The organism is Commensalibacter sp. Nvir (genome assembly GCF_963921845.1).
GTDB lineage: Bacteria > Pseudomonadota > Alphaproteobacteria > Acetobacterales > Acetobacteraceae > Commensalibacter.
In genome coordinates this window covers 16,281-32,887 of sequence record NZ_CAWUGZ010000034.1, presented here as the reverse complement: position 1 = coordinate 32,887, position 16,607 = coordinate 16,281, and the positions used below count along the sequence as shown (strand labels likewise).

12 protein-coding genes are annotated in these 16,607 nt (G+C 36.6%); 6 read left to right on the top strand and 6 right to left on the bottom strand.

Annotation, left to right across the window (positions count from 1 at the left end; translation table 11 throughout):
• The first annotated feature begins 18 nt into the window (after window positions 1-18).
• The 4 genes from AABE15_RS02635 to hpnK are packed head-to-tail and all read left to right on the top strand — an operon-like array spanning window position 19 to window position 4,217.
• Window positions 19-675, top strand: coding sequence for an ABC transporter substrate-binding protein (locus AABE15_RS02635; RefSeq protein WP_338329729.1), 657 nt, complete (start codon window positions 19-21; stop codon window positions 673-675).
• A 13-nt stretch (window positions 676-688) separates the two neighbouring features.
• Window positions 689-1,876, top strand: a complete 1,188-nt coding sequence (gene hpnI, locus AABE15_RS02630; protein ID WP_338329728.1) for a bacteriohopanetetrol glucosamine biosynthesis glycosyltransferase HpnI — start codon at window positions 689-691, stop codon at window positions 1,874-1,876.
• A 58-nt stretch (window positions 1,877-1,934) separates the two neighbouring features.
• Entirely contained in the window at window positions 1,935-3,365 is a 1,431-nt protein-coding gene (hpnJ, locus tag AABE15_RS02625) for a hopanoid biosynthesis associated radical SAM protein HpnJ (RefSeq protein ID WP_338329727.1), read from the top strand.
• A gap of 6 nt (window positions 3,366-3,371) precedes the next feature.
• Window positions 3,372-4,217, top strand: a complete 846-nt coding sequence (hpnK, locus tag AABE15_RS02620; RefSeq protein WP_338329726.1) for a hopanoid biosynthesis-associated protein HpnK — start codon at window positions 3,372-3,374, stop codon at window positions 4,215-4,217.
• A gap of 4 nt (window positions 4,218-4,221) precedes the next feature.
• Here hpnK and trxA read toward each other — a convergent pair whose 3' ends face one another.
• Genes trxA through tsaE form a run of 4 tightly spaced genes read right to left on the bottom strand, consistent with a single transcriptional unit; the run spans window position 4,222 to window position 11,675 of the window.
• Entirely contained in the window at window positions 4,222-4,551 is a 330-nt protein-coding gene (trxA, locus tag AABE15_RS02615) for a thioredoxin TrxA (protein ID WP_338329725.1), read from the bottom strand.
• A gap of 54 nt (window positions 4,552-4,605) precedes the next feature.
• A complete protein-coding gene (gene addA, locus AABE15_RS02610) occupies window positions 4,606-8,127 on the bottom strand; it encodes a double-strand break repair helicase AddA (protein WP_338329724.1) in 3,522 nt (1,173 codons plus the stop codon).
• 1 nt (window position 8,128) lies between these two features.
• Entirely contained in the window at window positions 8,129-11,179 is a 3,051-nt protein-coding gene (addB, locus tag AABE15_RS02605; RefSeq protein WP_338329723.1) for a double-strand break repair protein AddB, read from the bottom strand.
• 25 nt (window positions 11,180-11,204) lie between these two features.
• Complete coding sequence (gene tsaE / locus AABE15_RS02600; protein WP_338329742.1) at window positions 11,205-11,675, bottom strand: tRNA (adenosine(37)-N6)-threonylcarbamoyltransferase complex ATPase subunit type 1 TsaE; 471 nt, start codon at window positions 11,673-11,675, stop codon at window positions 11,205-11,207.
• Window positions 11,676-11,870: 195 nt separating this feature from the next.
• Here tsaE and AABE15_RS02595 point away from each other — a divergent pair, with 195 nt between their 5' ends.
• Window positions 11,871-12,887: an NAD(P)/FAD-dependent oxidoreductase gene (locus tag AABE15_RS02595; protein ID WP_338329722.1), complete on the top strand. Its 1,017-nt coding sequence runs from the start codon at window positions 11,871-11,873 to the stop codon at window positions 12,885-12,887.
• 22 nt (window positions 12,888-12,909) lie between these two features.
• The gene (gene alr, locus AABE15_RS02590) at window positions 12,910-14,040 is read left to right on the top strand and encodes an alanine racemase (RefSeq protein ID WP_338329721.1); all 1,131 of its coding nucleotides are present in this window, start codon (window positions 12,910-12,912) and stop codon (window positions 14,038-14,040) included.
• 96 nt (window positions 14,041-14,136) lie between these two features.
• Here alr and AABE15_RS02585 read toward each other — a convergent pair whose 3' ends face one another.
• Together AABE15_RS02585 and typA are read right to left on the bottom strand one after the other, a co-directional pair.
• The gene (locus AABE15_RS02585; protein ID WP_338329720.1) at window positions 14,137-14,439 is read right to left on the bottom strand and encodes a hypothetical protein; all 303 of its coding nucleotides are present in this window, start codon (window positions 14,437-14,439) and stop codon (window positions 14,137-14,139) included.
• Between the two features lie 300 nt (window positions 14,440-14,739).
• Window positions 14,740-16,563, bottom strand: coding sequence for a translational GTPase TypA (gene typA / locus AABE15_RS02580; protein ID WP_338329719.1), 1,824 nt, complete (start codon window positions 16,561-16,563; stop codon window positions 14,740-14,742).
• Between the last annotated feature and the right edge of the window lie 44 nt (window positions 16,564-16,607).

The window sequence follows — 16,607 nt, the reverse complement described above, 5'->3', positions numbered from 1 at the left end:
AATCATTGAGTAAAAAAAATGAAATTAACCCCTTATATATTGGCTTGTCTCTTAGCGACCACAATGATGACAGGATTGCAAGCTCAAGCTGCCCCCGATTATAAAACAGTTTCTCCTGCATCTTCTGTTGAAGCCAAAAGTGCCCCTAATTTTCCTGTCACAAACCTTTACCAGGCTCTTAATACAATTCAACAACCTAAAAGTGGAAGCTTTACCCAACGTATTGCTATTTTAAGTACAGCGCTTGAGCAAAGTTATGATTTTCCTACTATTCTGCAAAAAACAGTAGGGTATCGTTTCAATGGATTTTCGGAGCAACAAAAAAGTGAATTGTTAAAAGCATTCAAAAACTATACTGTTGCACGCTATCTTTCTAGCTTTGGCGCCAATGATGACAACATCTTTAAAATTTTACCTAAAAATAAACCTTCTACAGTTGGAAAAGGCATGATTGTCAGCACCGTTATCGTTTCAGATGGTGATTCTACCCCCATTGACTATTTAGTTCATCAAACGGATGAGGGTTGGAAAATTGTAGATGTGTTACTCAACGGCCATATCAGCCAAGTTGCCATCCAACATGGTGATTTTAACTCTACCCTCGTTAAAGGTGGGAGCCAAGCTCTTATTGATATGTTAAATCAAAAAACAAAATCCTTTTCCATAGAAAAATAACTACATTAACTTTATGATTTCACCTTTAATTAAGCTACGTAAAATTAATATACTTCTCTTTTTCCTAACATTTATGGGATGTATTTATACAATAATCAGTACTTATTTGGTTCATTCATTCAAAAAAAAAAATGATAACTATTTACCCATTAAGCAAAATACTTCTTTAGGTGTAACTTTATTTAAACCTCTTGCAGGATATGAACCTCTTTTGTACGAGGCCTTAAAAAGTTTCTGTGATCAGGATTATCCTAACTTACAAGTTATTTTTGGTTTGCAAGATCCTAATGACCCAGCAAAATTAGTCGTTGAAAAACTTAAAAAAAATTACCCTAATTTAGACATTAATATTGTTATAGACACTACCATACATGGATATAATCGTAAAATATCCAACCTCATTAATATGCTTCCTATAGCAAAATACGAAATTTTTATTATTTCGGATTCGGATACACATGCTCCACATAAAAATTATATTCAAGAGATGCTTTCGGAAATCTTAAAAGAAAAAATAGGACTGGTTACTTCTCTTTATAACGCTCTGCCCTCTTCTGCATCTTTTATACAAGCCTTGGGCAGTAGTTATATTGATCACCAATTTTTACCTGGTGTTTTACTATCAAGATGGTTTGGCCGACAAGACTGTCTTGGTGCAACTATAGCTATCCGTAGATCTACACTCAAAAATATAGGAGGGTTTAGAGTATTATTACCTTATGTAGCGGACGACGCGGCTATGGGAAAGCTGATAAAATCAAAAGGACTTGATATTGCTATTTCCCCCACTATTATTCAAACGACTGTAAGCGAAAAAAATTTACGTTCTCTTTACGACCATGAATTACGTTGGAACCGAACTATTTTTATATTGGAACCTCTAGGGTTCACGTTCTCTTTTATACAATTACCTTTATTTTGGTGCTCGTTAATCGTGTTATTTAACCCGTTAACCTGGGTATCATGGTTTTCTTTTTTATTCTGCTGGTTACTTAAAAATTTATGTTATAGAAGCATTAATAATAATTTAAAATTTGCTAATTACTTTACATTATTACTTTGTAGAGATTGGCTATCAGCAATCATCATGATAAAAAGCTTTTTTAAGAGTAATATAAAATGGCGTGGACACATTATGACTTTAGAAAATACCCCCGACTCTCCTATTACTAACGTCGTTAATAACCATCGTTTTAAGTAAATAATTAAATTGTATTAAAACTCTCGGTCAATACACCGAAAAAAGGATATTAGGAATTATGATGAAAACCCTGTTTTTACAACCTCCCTCCTTTGAAGGCTTTGATGGTGGAGCAGGTTCTCGTTATCAAGCTAAACGTGAAATCAAATCTTTCTGGTATCCAACATGGTTGGCACAACCCGCGGCCCTTATTCCAGGAAGCCGTCTTATTGATGCACCGCCTCAACGCATTACCATGGAACCTATTTTAGCGGATGTTAAAAACAGAGATCTGGTTATTATGCACACGTCTACGCCTTCTTTTCCTTCAGACATTGAAGTGGCAAAGATGCTTAAAAGCACAAACCCTAATATAAAAATAGGGATGGTGGGAGCTAAAGTAGCAGTGCAACCTCAAGAAAGCCTCGAAAAAAGCGACGTTATTGACTTCGTCGCGAGAAATGAATTCGACTTTACGTTAAAAGAAGTAGCTGAAGGAAAAGATTTCAAAGATATCGATGGAATTTCTTGGCGAGACTTGAATGGAAAAATTACTCATAATAAAGACAGAGCCATCATTGAAAATATGGATACTTTGTCTTTTGTAACAGAAGTATACAAAAGAGATTTACGTATCGAAGATTACTTTATAGGTTATTTAAAACATCCCTACCTTTCTTTGTATACCGGCCGCGGATGTAAATCGCATTGTACTTTTTGTTTATGGCCCCAGACAGTTGGTGGACATCGCTACCGTACCCGTAGTCCCGAACATGTTGCTGCAGAAATAAGACTTGCAATGCAATATTTTCCGCAAGTCAAAGAATATTTTTTTGATGACGATACATTTACTGATGATCTTCCTAGAGCAGAAGCAATTGCTAAAGAGTTAGGGAAACTTGGTGTAACTTGGTCCTGTAATGCAAAAGCAAACGTTCCACGCAATACATTAAAAGTACTAAAAGATAATGGATTACGTTTATTGTTAGTGGGTTACGAAAGTGGTAATCAGCAAATTTTACATAATATTAAAAAAGGGATGCGTATTGAAGTAGCTCGAGAATTTACAAAAAATTGTCATGAATTAGGTATTAAAATTCACGGGACCTTTATCTTAGGCCTACCAGGCGAAACAAAAGAAACTATTCAAGAAACTATCAAATTTGCCACTGAAATTAATCCCCATACCTTACAAGTTTCTTTAGCAGCACCCTATCCCGGTACTTTTTTATACAAGCAAGCCCTTGATAATGGTTGGCTGGATAAAAATAATGCCGAACTTATCGATGAACATGGTGTGCAAATTGCTCCTTTGCATTACCCTCATTTATCGCATACGGAAATATTTGATTCTGTGGAAACTTTTTACAAAAAATTCTATTTTCGTGCTCCTAAGATCGCTTCTATCGTAGGAGAAATGATCACAAGTCCACAAATGATGAAACGACGCCTAAGAGAAGGTGTTGAATTCTTCCAATTTTTACGTGACCGTCACATTACACAGAAATAAAAATTTGTGATAAGAAAAGTTTTATTTTCAGCAGACGACTTTGGACTTTCCAAAGAAGTTAATGAAGCTGTGGAAAGAGCTCATACCACAGGAATACTTAGTACAGCAAGCCTTATGATCACGGGTGATGCAGTAGAAGATGCTATTCAAAGAGCAAAAAGAATGCCAAATTTAAACGTTGGTCTTCATTTGGTTCTAGTGGAAGGCAATTCAGCTTTACCTCACAAAACTATTCCGGATTTAGTTAATGAAAAAAACTCATTTCCTTCTGATCCCGTTAAACTTGGTTTTAAATATTTTTTTGACTTTAAAATTCGTCATCAGCTAGCTGCGGAAATCGAAGCGCAAATAAATATTTTTCAGAAAACCGGTTTAAAATTGAGCCACATTGACGTCCATAAGCATATGCATTTACATCCAACCATCGGTCGACTGCTGATTGACATAGTAAAGCGCCTCGGCATAAACAATATACGTTTACCCAAAGAACCTATAAAAATTTTAAAACTAATAAAAAAGAAAAAAAACTACTTTTCTGGTCACTCTCTTTATTATTGGTCCAAAATATTAGAAAACCAACTAAAGCAGTCCAACATAAATTATTTTGACTGGTGTTTTGGTATTGACGAATGTGGTCATATGAATTTTAACATGGTGTCTTCTTTACTCAAAAATTTGCCACCTGGTCGTTCAGAAATATTTTTTCATCCCTCAACCAGCAACACAGGAATTTATCACCAATTTATGCCTAGCTATGAACCGATTGAGGAATTAAAAGCGCTTTGTAATCCAAAATTGCCAAAACTATTGAGGGAATTAAACATTAGCCCAATTTCTTGGGCTGATATTTAAAAAGTTACTTTAAAGCAGTGTCGATCCAAGCTTTCAATTTTTCTTTAGGTAACGCACCTACCTTTGTGGATGCCGGCTGTCCATTTTTAAACAAAATCATAGTAGGGATACCCCGAACACCATAAGTTGTTGGAGATTTTGGATTTTCTTCAACATTAAGCTTGGCAATTGTTAATTGATCTTTCATTTCTTGGGCTAACCCTTCTAAAACTGGAGCAACCATTTTACAAGGACCGCACCATTCTGCCCAAAAATCAACCAAGACAGGTTTATCTGATTTCAAAACAACTTGCTCAAATGTATCATCTGTAATAGCCACAGTAAATTCACCCATATTAAATCCTTTTCTAACAATTTCATCACTTACAATATACTCAATTTATACCATTCAAGAAACTTTATCTTTTTTAGAGGGTATATATTGAGATAATAGTTCCAATGGTAAAAACATAACCTTGGCCTCATCGGTCCAAATAATGAATGGTTTTATAATATGTGCTGGATAAATTTCTTTTAACAAAATCCAATAAGCTGCCATTTGCTTTAAATAAATAAGAGGTACTTGATCAACTGTTTTCGGTATTTTTCGGCCAGATTTAAAATCACACAATAAAATTTTATCTGATAAAATACGCATACGGTCAATTTGTCCCATAACCACAACACCATTCACAACCCCCGTCAAAGGCTGTTCAGACAGACTCTGATTATCGAATAAAGATTTTAATTCGGGCACGTTCATTATATTCATAACTTGGTGAATAATTTTTTCAATTTCATGATATGTATATTTATTTTTGAATTGGGTCAACCAACTCTGAGCTATTTGATACCTCTTGTCTGCTGAACAATCGGGTAAATATTGTAGAAGTTGATGAATTAAACGTCCTCGATAAAATGGATCTTTTCCATTTTTTACCTGCAAAGGAGACACCAATGAAGGTATTGAACCTAAATGTTCAGGTCGACTAGGTGCTAAAGAAGAAATAGTTTTACTTTCACTCATCAAATACTCAGGTATCCAACCGCGCTCTCTCCCCATCCATTTTGGTAAACAAATTGACTCAATAGTCCTTTTAGGATCAGAAATGACCATTTCCGTTTGATTTTCTTCGTTTTCTATCTTTTTTTCTATCCAGAAATGTTTTCCAACCCAATAATTTTCTGTGAATACGCACGACTGAGAAGAGAGTTCTTTAATAGCCTGCAATGTTAGTGTATACCATTGATGCGAATAATTATTATTATTTTTCGCGGATGATTGCGAACCACATATTAATAACCACTCACTTGCTCTGGTTAACGCCACATAGAGTAAACGATTACTTTCATCTTTTTCAAGATCATTGCGTTCCGCTTGACAACTATAATATTCAGGAATTCTAAAGTCACGATGAGGAATATAGAAAGGTATTTTGACTTTTATATCAGGGTCATTTTTCCACAAAACCCTTTGTCCCTCTTTCCTTTCGGAAAAACTATTCAGCGCATCGGGTAAAATAACGAGCCTTGCTTGCAACCCTTTAGCACCATGAACCGTCATTAATCTCACCATTCCAGAATTAGCTTCTGATTCATTTTTAACAGAACACTCCGATTGCTTTAACCAGTGTAAAAAACCTTGTAAAGAAGGTGCTTTGGTTGACTCATATTGTAGCGCTTTGGATAAAAGTTCATCGATCGCTTCGATAGCCTCGCTACCTAACCGTGAAATAAGATTTGTACGCCCTCTATGTTCTCCTAATATTTCAACAAGCAAACCATAAGGGGTGACATAATCAACACGAGAAAAAAGAGCAGATAGCATTTTCCAAGCATTTGACCACTCCTCTCGCTCTTCACTCCTCAACGATAACGTCTGCCACAAACTTTGTCCGCTATTTCTAGGAGCAGCAAGCTCCATCAAACTTTCTTCCTCTAATCCACCTAAGGGAGATTTCAATACACACGCAAGCGATAAATCGTCTTGAGGTAACAGCAAGACTTCACATAAAACCAATAAATCCTGAACAGCGAGTTGATCCAAAAGCAATGTTTTTACTAAATTCGCTAAAGGCACGTTATGTTTTTTTAATGAGCGAATAAGTGCTGTAGAGAAGGAAGTACGTTTCCTTACAAGAATTAAAATATCACCTGCTTGCAAAGGTTTGCCCCCGTAAGGCGGAGCGTTACCAATGTTAGATTTTAGCCAAATTGCTAATGTATCGGCTAATATCCACTCTGCATTTGGATTAAATTTATTTTCACGCTTTGGTTTCCACAAGTTATCTTTTGTAGCAACTTCTGACGAATCAATTTTAAGAATAGGCCAAATATCGACACGACCCGGTGCGTCTGTTTGGGCAGAAAGGTGTTTAAATTGATCATTTTCACAGAGCAATAAACCTGGCAATTTTTTTTCAGACCAACATACCTGATCAACGAAATCCAAAATAATTTGACTAGAACGAAACGATACCCTAAGTTGTGGATCTGCCCAAGATTGCTGAGCATTTTGCACTTTCGAGCGAAAATTATCGCGCGCTTTTAAAAACTCTTGCGGTTTTGCACCCTGAAAAGAATAAATAGATTGTTTAAAGTCCCCTACAGCAAAAATGGTGCGAATCACATCTTTATTGCTGCTTATACTTGAAAAAAAGTCACTGGACAATTCCAAGATAATTTTCCACTGTTCCGAAGAATTGTCTTGAACTTCATCAAGAAGAATATGATCAATACCACCATCCAATTTAAACAATATCCATGCAGAACCAGGATTTTCGAGCAACTTCAAAGTACAAGAAATCAAATCCTCATAATTCAGCACTCCATCGTTCTTTTTTACTTTATGATAATATTCCCAAATTGGTTTCACTATATGAAACAACGCAATTGTATAATCAAAAATTTCATAAGCATTTAGTTTGTAGTGAAAATTTTCGACATCTTTTGCATATTTTTCAAGGAAATCGACAATCGTTGAATCGTCTTCTTTGGTACCTTTAATAGACCTAGTTTTTTTTGTATCCGTTAAAAAAAACTTTATCCATTCAGCAATATGTTTTTCTTGGTCGAAACTATTTTTGTTTATCCAACCATTACATTTTAAGGAAAGCTGTTGAAGTTTTTCTCCTTTCGCACTTGAGGCTTTTTTAAGACATTCTTTTAATGCGTTATTACTGCAAATATCCTGACAAAAACGACGAATATAATCTTTTTTATCGCGATACTGTAATCCTAAATTCTTTTGTAAACATGCTTCAAAAATACCTTTATCCATTAACTCAAACACACAATGAACGTCATGAGCGTTTTTTTGAAGTTGTTGTAAGATTTCTAAAACATTTTTTTTCTCTATAACCGTGCTCAAACATTCTATGTTATGAGAAAAAACTTTGGTAATCCCTTTTTCTAGCGCTTGAGAAAAAACTAATTTATTCTCTACCTCATCAATAATTTTAAAGCGTGGGCTAATTTCAGCTTCTTTAGGAAATTTTTGCAAAAGGCACTGACAAAAAGCATGATTGGTTTCAATACGCATACCTCCTGGTAAATCGAGTACGCGAGCAAATAAGGCTCTGGCCTGTTTCTTGGTCTCTTTGTCAGCAATAACATTTAATTCTGTTAGGGCTTGCTCTAATTGAGCATCACTACGACCTACCCAATCGCTTAATCGTTGCTGTAATCGTATGATCATTTCAGTTGCAGCGGCTTTAGTGTATGTCAAGCATTGTATACGATCAGGCGATGTGCCTAAATAAAATTTTCCATCCTCAGTTCTATAAGGAAGCATTAATCTTAATAAACGGTCAACCAATAATTTGGTTTTTCCACTACCCGCAGACGCCGATACAAAAGAAGATCGATTTGGACAAGAAGCTATGCGTTGCTGCTCGTTCGCTTCTTTAATAGGTGTATAACATATACCCATTTCATCCTCGTCTCTTTCTTGAATTTTCCCATTCAGATACTCTCGCTAAATGAGCAAAGTCACCGTAATATATGATGTTAGTATTAAAATTCAAAAATTTATGAGAATGGGGACGAAATAAGTAGGGCTGACCGGGATCATGATAACTCTTTATAAGTTCCAACAAACAATCCCAGTAATAATCAATTAATTGTTGAATTTCTTCTTTTGAATTTTTCTTCTCTTTTGCTTCATTTGGCTTTAGGTTTTCATTGCTATCATCCCGCTTACCCTGAAGTTTCCAATAACTTAGGCATATATCGTATTGACAAACCAACTCTTCCCCAAAAGCCCCTCTTTGAAGCATCGCTGCCTCTAAAGGTAATTTCGGGAAATCACCGCATTTAATGTTATTTTGAGAAGGAATCTTCCCTGTTTTATAATCAATAATTTCAACAGCGCCCGTTGACTTTACCTCTATACGATCCGCAACATCTTGCAGCGTGAACGACAACTCTGTATCTTGATAAAAATCATAAATTCCCTCTTTTTTTACATAAATATGACCACTTTCCCCTGCTGAACGACGTTTGCATTCGGTTTCGTATATCCATTCGGCTAAACGTATAAGGCGTGGCCTCCACCATTGTTTTGTGATTAATGAAATATCTTTTCTAACATTGAGAACGTTCAACAGCGATTGTTTTACACTTTGAGGATCCATAAACTTATTTTCATAAACATTTTTAAGGCCTTCATGAACAATTTTACCAAAAAGACTAGCAGAAAGATCCGCTTGCAAATCAGGTATCTTTTTTAATTTCAAAATTTTTTGTGCATAAAGTTCGTAAGGATCTTTGATCCATTTTTCCACTTCTGCGATGGACATGGTTTTGGGGCGCCATTTCAAAGGAGGTTTTGGACAAGGTGGATCAATAGGTTTAATTTCCTCATGCGTATCTAATATAGTCGACCATTGTATAGAAGGATGTGGATCAATATGACTTGATCGCCGATATAACCATGCTTTTAACCGTGTCACCCAACGAGAAGGCACTGCCGGTGCGTTCTCTCTTTTTTGAGGAACACTCAGAATCACTTTAGGTATAGAACAACATAGTGCCAAAAAATCATAAGCAGAATATCCGACTTGACATTCAGGTAGAACGATATTCATTTTTTCACGCATGGGGCGACAAATCCACGGGCCTGAAACCATTGTTTCAGGCCATATTCCCTCTGACAATCCTCCTAATATAACCAAATCGACAGTTTGTAATCTTGCCTCAATCAGTCCCCAAATATTCACACGTGGGTGTAAAAAATTTAAAGTACGACCTCGTAACACACGTTGAGAATGAACAAATATATTATGATAAGAAGCGTTTAAAATACTCTCAAACTCTTGGAGGGTTAAATCAACTAAATTATTTGCCTCCACCATAAGATTTCGCAAATGCTCTGCCAAAGCATTGCCTTCTGCACCACTCCATAAAATTTCCTCACCATCTGTGTTGTGATTAGTAGTTAACGCTTCGGCAACGGTGACCAATACAGTAATCCATTGATCCATCGAACGTTTTTCTGGCTCATTTAACAATGGAGACATGAAATCATCCAATTGGTTGAGCATATTTTTAACCTCAAGTGCGTTGGACAAGTATTGCCGAGCTCCTTCACTTAAAGGTTCGCTCTTAGCTTGGTTAAGTTGAGAAATCTTTTGATTGGCTAATGATCTAATCTCGTCTAATCCAGAAGCACAAAATTGCCTTAAAACATTAATTTCCAAAAGCCTTGTATAATTTCGGCACAAATGCCTTGCATATCCACAACATACAAAAGGATGCTTTAATAAAGCTAGTAAAGAAATAGGGGTAAATTGTTCAAGAGATGCACGTAAAATCAAACCTAGCAAAATGGCAGCAGGAGTTTTATATAACGATTCTCCTGCACCGTCGTCAGCAAATATACCCCAACGACCCAGCTCTGCCACCACTCTGGTAGCCAGCCCCCTATCTGGTGTTACCAAAGCAATTTTTTTATAAGGGGTTTCCAACGCATCCCTTATAGCTAAAGCAATGGACACAGCCTCATGTTGTTGATCAAAAGGTTCGGATAAGTAACATCCTTTCAAATGGACTGGTATCGAATTATCAAACCATTGTTCCAATAATTCTGCGGGTAGTAATGACTGATGAAATGCATAAATCCTCTCTTGAGAGACTAAAGCTAAATTTGAATCTTCCCAGCATTGAAAATCTTTTCTAGAAATACCCAAGGATCTTAACATTTTTGCCATTTCTGCATAAGGGTGGGTTAACGGAAGGCTATTCCAAATATCTTCAGGTAGATCTTTCTGTAAATTAGAAATAATCAATTTCCCGTTTGGCAACTGTAAAACCGAATTCAATAAACCAACAATTTCAGAATTTGCAGTGGCAAATCCTATAGCCCAAATTGGTTCTGCCGTTATATTTTTATTCCAAAATTCTGCTTGCATTGTTAACAAAACCAACTTTCGAGCGACAGGGTTCATTAACGTATTATCTTTAAGCCATTGCGGCCAATAATGGGTAACAATGGTAAGAAATTTCAAAACCTCTTGCCAATGTTCAGCGTAATCCGCTTCAACCGCATTTGGCAAAGCATCTTTCAAAGCGCAACCAGACCACTCTGCCTCATCCATAAGTTCGCCCAATGAAGCAGCTAATTGCCAAACTTCACCCGCATATTGTTCAACTTGTGTAGCTTTATTCATTTGCTTAATCAAAACAGATAATAAAGCGGTTCTACGAATGGGATGAATAGCAGGGGGCAAAGCAAATTGGTGTTGGCCACTCAGTACCATGGCCGCTTCATCCAAATCACCTACAGGAACAATTTTTGGTAATAAAATAGATTTACCTTGCATCACTTTTAAAAAAGTTTCTACTAAAGTCTTCGCAGTTCGTCGATTAGGGACTAAGATTAGCCCTTTTTGTGATGCAATATTTTGAAGGCCAATCTCTTGAATCCAATGTTGTGCTACTAGTTCTAAAAATGGATTATTAAACGGTATGGTAATTAATTTCACATCATTAACCTATATTTTTCTTTCATCACTGGTTTATTTGAGGATTAAATAATAATTTTAGTCTTTCATCCCAATGCGATAAAATTGCTAAACGAGTCTTATCGGGTTTTATACTAAAATGAACATGCAAAGCATGTTTTGGCATTAAAGCTCCTAAACGTTCTGGCCATTCTACGATTACAATATTTTCTTGAGCCTCATCCCAATCTAATTCTAATAATTCCTCTTCACTTTTTAAACGCCACAAATCATAATGGTAAAGACAAAAATCTGGACTATCGTAAATTTGTACTAAAGTAAAAGAAGGGCTTGGCACCTCCATCCATTTATTTTTACAAGCCGATCGTATTAATGCACGTGCAAAAGATGTTTTTCCTACACCTAAAGGACCAAATAGCAAAATTGAATCGCCAGTTTTAATATTACTGGCAATTTTTTTAGCTAAATTTTCTGTATCTTCAAGAGTGGATAAGGGACAAACTGCTTTTAGATCCATCACTTAATTTTTCCTTATTGGCTTAGGAGTTTTTTTATAAGATAATAGTTTATTTTATTTAAATAAGATAAAAATCAACGTTTAACTTTATAGGTAAATCTTTTAAGTGCGTTTATCTTAAAGGATACTTCACCTTAAGTTTTAACTAGGATGATATACCCGTCACTTTTTAAACCACTACCAAGAGCAATAATTATGACAAAACTTTCCCTTAATACTGATATTGCTATTATAGGTGCAGGACCTGCAGGTTTATTTGCCGCTTTTGAATGCAATATGTTAAAAATGAATTGTGTGCTTATTGATGCACTTAGAAACGTAGGGGGTCAGTGCTCTGCTTTGTATCCAGAAAAACCTATTTTTGACATACCAGCTCACCCCTCAATTACTGCACAATCCTTAATCGATTCCCTTGAGAAACAAATAGAGCCTTTTAGTGTTCCTCGGTTATTATCCCAAACTGTTATTAAAATAGAGGGAGAAAAAAACAATTTTTTACTAACAACCCACACAGAGGATAGTATTCAAACAAAGGCAGTTTTTATTGCGGCAGGGGCAGGATCTTTTGGTCCAAACCGGCCTCCTTTAGAAAATATTGAGATTTTTGAAGAAGGAGGATGTATTCATTACTACGTACGTCACAGTGAACAATTTACAGGGCAAGATATTGTCATCGCAGGCGGGGGGGATTCAGCAGTAGATTGGGCATTAGCATTAAAAGATAAGGCAAAATCTATAACATTAATTCATCGGCGAGATCGTTTTCGAGCAACGCCCGAAAGTATACATCGTCTGGATTCCGCTGTCTTGGAGCAAAAAATTATAAAAGAAGTCCCTTTTCAACTTCACAAATTACATGGGGAAAAAGGAAAATTAAATTCTATCGATATCATTTCTTCAGATAAAACTATAAAATCATTGAAAGCGGATCATCTTCTAGCCTTTTTTGGCTTAACAAGTGATCTTACTCCCTTGTCTACTTCGGGTTTAGACATACAACAAAACCGAATACCTGTTACACCTGCAACATGTCAAACCAATATTGAAGGCATATATGCTATTGGCGATATTGCGTCGTATCCAGGAAAATTAAAGCTTATATTGCAAGGATTTAGTGAGGCAGCGTTGGCCTCTCATGCAGCTTATTCCGTCGTTTTTCCTAACACAGCTTTACATTTTGAGCATTCAACCTCTTTAGGAATATCTTCATAATCCCTTGGTCAAAAAAAGTAACATGCATACACAACATTCTAATCAAAAAAGAGATCTTTTTCGTGAAAGATCAGGCGCCGAACTGCATATAAATCTTAGTGCTATTATTGAAAATTACCTTTTTTTACAAAAAAAAGTAGAGTCGGCACGATGTTCTGCGGTTGTAAAAGCAGATGCTTATGGATTAGGAGCCGATCGTATTTCCAAGGCTTTAGCAAAAGCTGGCTGCAAAAATTTTTTTGTAGCCTATTTAGACGAGGGAATTGCATTAAGAAAAATTCTTAAAAAGGAATTTTCGATTTATGTTTTACATGGGTTAATCGGGAAACACGAAAAACTCTTTTTAGACTATAATCTTATACCTATTCTTAATACCAGTGAGCAAATTAAACAATGGTATCAATTTTGCCTTCAAAACAATGTTTTTTATGAAGCGGGTATTCAACTAGATTCAGGAATGTCTCGTTTTGGGCTTGATGAAAAAGAAATAAAAGATATTCCTCTTGCTGTTTGGGATGCCTTTAAGCCCAAACTTATTGTCAGCCACCTTGCTTGCGCGGATACACCTGAACATAAAGAAAATACCCAACAGTTGGAGCAATTTAAAAAACTTAAGAATTTTTTACCAAACGCTCCCAGCAGCTTGGCTGCTTCAAGTGGAATATTTTTAGGGAAAGCTTGGCATTTTGACATGGTAAGGCCTGGAGCAGCTTTATACGGAATAAATCCAACGCCTAGAGAAAAAAATCCAATGCGTTCAGTAGTCACTTTACTAGGAAAAATTATACAAATAAAAACAATACATCCTAAAACATTTGTAGGATATGGTGCCTCTTATAAAGCCAAACAAACTACAAAAATCGCTATTATTTCTGTAGGCTATGCAGATGGTTTTTTTCGATCGTTAAGTGAAAAATTATACCTTGTACACGAAAAATTTATGCATAAACCTTTGCCTATTATTGGCAGAATATCAATGGACTCTTTATTTGTAGACATATCATCTTTACCCAAAGACGCCACCAAAATCGGCGACAAAATTGAGTTGGTTGGATCTTTTAATACCCTTGATTCTATCGCACACGCAGCCAATACGATTGGTTACGAAATATTAACTTCTATGGACAATCGTTACTATCGTATTTATAAATAAATACGATAGTAACAAAACACTATCTACATTTTTAATAAAAAAAAATTATTTGTAGGAAAAAGTAAACCCTACTTTCTTCTACTATGCAACTAGCATTTAGTTAGCTTCAGGAGCTGACATTTCAGGTGAAGAGGTTTCAGAAGGTGAAGCTTTCTTTCCATGGTGACATTTTTTACTATGACAGCCTTTTTTTCCATGATGAGCTTTACCTGCGTGTGCTTTTTGTTCATGCTTTGTAACTGGAGCTTGTTGCCCTTCAGGAGCTGGGGCTGGAGTTGCTTCAGGGGCTGGGGCTGCAACTGGAGCTGGAGCTGAATTATTTTGCGCAAAAGCCGGAGCAGCAAAACCTAATAAAGCAACGGTTGATAAAACGGTAGAAAGACGAGAAAATAATTTCATTGTAATACACCAAATTTAAAATATAGAGTTAAGTACCTATCGAACATAAATCTTCGATATGAAACGAAGCTAGCATAATAATTTTACCATGTCATATAATAAAAAAATCACACGTTGCCGCTTTTTAGCACTTACGCCACAATTTGAACGTATTCGCTATAATAAAAAACCAATCCTTAAAAAATATTTCGTCTAAATGGAAAAAAATGGCGAAATAGTAACCATTTAATTGACGACCACATTAGAAAACATAGATTATTGCGAATAGAATCAAAATGGTCTTATTACAATTATTTACAATTAGTCTTCCTTTTTTTGTCGTGTATTTCGCTTGCGGTCATGCGGATTTAAATAAAACTTACGTATTCTTATGGCTGAAGGCGTTACCTCAACCAATTCATCGTCTTCTATATAAGCTATCGCTTGCTCTAAAGACATTCTTTTTGGCGGAGTAAGCAACAAAGCCTCGTCCTTTCCAGCCGCACGAATATTGGTTAATTTTTTTTCTCTAATAGGATTAACATCCAAATCATTTTCACGGGAATGTTCACCCAAAATCATACCAACATAAACCTTCTCTGAAGGGCCTATGAACAAAGTTCCTCTATCTTGCAGGGAAAAAAGCGAATATTGAACCGCAACGCCATCTTCGGCTGAAATCAAAGATCCATTACGACGGCCTGCAATTGGACCTGCCCAAGTACCATATCCGGAAAATAAGCGATTCATAATTCCTGTGCCACGCGTATCTGTAAGAAACTCACTATGATAACCAATTAATCCTCTAGAAGGTATTTTGAAGGTTAACCTTACTTTACCACCCCCAGACGGGGTCATGTCTTGCATTACCCCTTTTCTTACCGATAATTTTTCGACCACTACACCAGAGTAAGGCTCGTCAACATCAACAAGTACTTCTTCATAAGGTTCTTCTTTTTCATTTGTTTCTGGATTCAAGCGTGTCAAAACCTTTGGACGCCCAATCGTCAATTCAAAACCCTCTCGGCGCATCGTTTCTATCAAAACGCCTAATTGCAGCTCTCCTCTACCAGCCACTTCAAATGCATCGGTTTCAGAACTGTCTGTTACTCGTATGGCAACATTACCCTCGACTTCACGCATTAGCCGCTCTCTTATTTGACGAGAAGTTACTTTTTTTCCTTCCCTTCCCCCAAGCGGACCGTCGTTTATTCGAAATGTCATGGATAAAGTAGGAGGATCAATCGGCTCAGCATGAAGAGCTGTGGTAATTTCTGGAGAGGCAATCGTTTCAGAGACGGTTGCTTCCGATAAGCCTGCGATCGCTACGATATCTCCTGCATGAACTTCGTCAACAGGAACTCTTTCCAACCCTCGAAATGCTAATAATTTACTAATTCTACCTGTTTCCACAATAGAACCATCTGTACGAAGAACTCTAACGGGCATATTTACTTTAGCCGAACCTTGTTCGATACGTCCCGTTAGGATACGACCTAAAAAATTGTCATATTCTAAAATGCTTGTCACCATTGCAAATGGAGCATTCTTGTCAACTTTAGGACGGGGTACATGCTTTACAATGAGATCAAACAACTCAGACAAATCGTTTTTATGCCCCTCTATAGTGAAATCGGCCCAACCTTGACGACCCGAAGCATACAACATAGGAAAATCCAGCTGATCATCATCGGCCCCTTGCGCAGCAAAAAGGTCAAACACTTCACCATGCACTTCATCCGCACGAGCATCCGCCCGATCGACTTTATTCACTACAACAATAGGTCTTAATCCTCTACCTAATGCTTTGGCTACAACGAATTTAGTTTGAGGTAAGGCCCCTTCGGCAGCATCGACCAGAACCACTGCGCCATCAACCATTGACAATATGCGTTCAACTTCCCCACCAAAATCAGCATGCCCAGGTGTATCAATAATATTAATACGCACGTCTTTCCATACCACCGAAGTACATTTAGCAAGTATCGTTATACCCCTTTCCCGTTCGAGATCATTACTATCCATCGCTCTATCGACAACGTGTTGGTTTTCTCGAAACGTACCCGATTGTTGTAGCAATTGATCCACCAACGTCGTCTTGCCATGGTCAACATGAGCGATAATAGCAATGTTACGAATTTCCATAATATTCCGTTACTCCAATTTTAATTCTTTAGGTTGTAGTGTGA

What these genes read in the sequence shown, in the direction of transcription:
- trxA (WP_338329725.1), bottom strand. Translation starts at nt 4,551, where the DNA reads ATGGGTGAATTTACTGTGGCTATTACAGATGATACATTTGAGCAAGTT.
- AABE15_RS02585 (WP_338329720.1), bottom strand. Translation starts at nt 14,439, where the DNA reads ATGAAATTATTTTCTCGTCTTTCTACCGTTTTATCAACCGTTGCTTTA.
- typA (WP_338329719.1), bottom strand. Translation starts at nt 16,563, where the DNA reads ATGGAAATTCGTAACATTGCTATTATCGCTCATGTTGACCATGGCAAG.
- alr (WP_338329721.1), top strand. Translation starts at nt 12,910, where the DNA reads ATGCATACACAACATTCTAATCAAAAAAGAGATCTTTTTCGTGAAAGA.
- hpnI (WP_338329728.1), top strand. Translation starts at nt 689, where the DNA reads ATGATTTCACCTTTAATTAAGCTACGTAAAATTAATATACTTCTCTTT.
- AABE15_RS02595 (WP_338329722.1), top strand. Translation starts at nt 11,871, where the DNA reads ATGACAAAACTTTCCCTTAATACTGATATTGCTATTATAGGTGCAGGA.
- hpnJ (WP_338329727.1), top strand. Translation starts at nt 1,935, where the DNA reads ATGATGAAAACCCTGTTTTTACAACCTCCCTCCTTTGAAGGCTTTGAT.
- AABE15_RS02635 (WP_338329729.1), top strand. Translation starts at nt 19, where the DNA reads ATGAAATTAACCCCTTATATATTGGCTTGTCTCTTAGCGACCACAATG.
- tsaE (WP_338329742.1), bottom strand. Translation starts at nt 11,675, where the DNA reads ATGGATCTAAAAGCAGTTTGTCCCTTATCCACTCTTGAAGATACAGAA.
- addA (WP_338329724.1), bottom strand. Translation starts at nt 8,127, where the DNA reads ATGGGTATATGTTATACACCTATTAAAGAAGCGAACGAGCAGCAACGC.